We start from the raw sequence: 584 nt of genomic DNA on the forward strand, positions 1-584 counted from the left end.
GGTTCGGGGTGGAAGCACAGCAATGTGTGTAGCTGACGAATACTAATCGGTCGAGGGCTTATCCTAAACACGTTTACTGTGACCCATACATCCGGTAGACAGCAGCATAAAGGCTTCAGCAAGCCTAATCTTTCGTATCCAGTTTTCAGGGCGCAACTTGCTAATGCATGCATTAGTGATCGTTCTGTAAATGAATAGCTTTAGTAGTAAATGACGCGGGGTGGAGCAGCCCGGTAGCTCGTCGGGCTCATAACCCGAAGGCCGCAGGTTCAAATCCTGCCCCCGCAACCAAACCAAGGTTTCACTTTCGGATTTATCCGAGCTTACATACGGAGCTGTGGTGTAGTGGCCCAACATGCCTGCCTGTCACGCAGGAGACCGCGGGTTCGAATCCCGTCAGCTCCGCCACTTTTACAAGAAGAGTAACAAAATATATGTTGGGGATTAGCCAAGCGGTAAGGCAACGGACTTTGACTCCGTCATTCTCAGGTTCGATCCCTGAATCCCCAGCCATTTATATGCGGAAGTGGCTCAGCGGTAGAGCATCGCCTTGCCAAGGCGAGGGTCGCGGGTTCGATTCCCGT

The 584-nt window shown here is 51.9% G+C and carries 3 tRNA genes; all 3 read left to right on the forward strand.

Annotated elements, in window-relative coordinates:
- Window positions 1–214 precede the first annotated feature (214 nt).
- The 3 genes from AB4Z50_RS35910 to AB4Z50_RS35920 all read left to right on the forward strand — a co-directional run bounded on the left by AB4Z50_RS35910 (window position 215) and on the right by AB4Z50_RS35920 (window position 513).
- Window positions 215–291: transfer RNA gene (locus AB4Z50_RS35910), tRNA-Met, on the forward strand.
- Between the two features lie 40 nt (window positions 292–331).
- Window positions 332–408 (forward strand) — tRNA-Asp (locus AB4Z50_RS35915).
- Window positions 409–438: 30 nt separating this feature from the next.
- Window positions 439–513 (forward strand) — tRNA-Gln (locus tag AB4Z50_RS35920).
- The last annotated feature ends 71 nt before the right edge of the window (window positions 514–584 follow it).

The sequence above is a fragment of the Paenibacillus sp. 2TAB26 genome (genome assembly GCF_052115145.1).
Lineage (GTDB): Bacteria > Bacillota > Bacilli > Paenibacillales > Paenibacillaceae > Pristimantibacillus.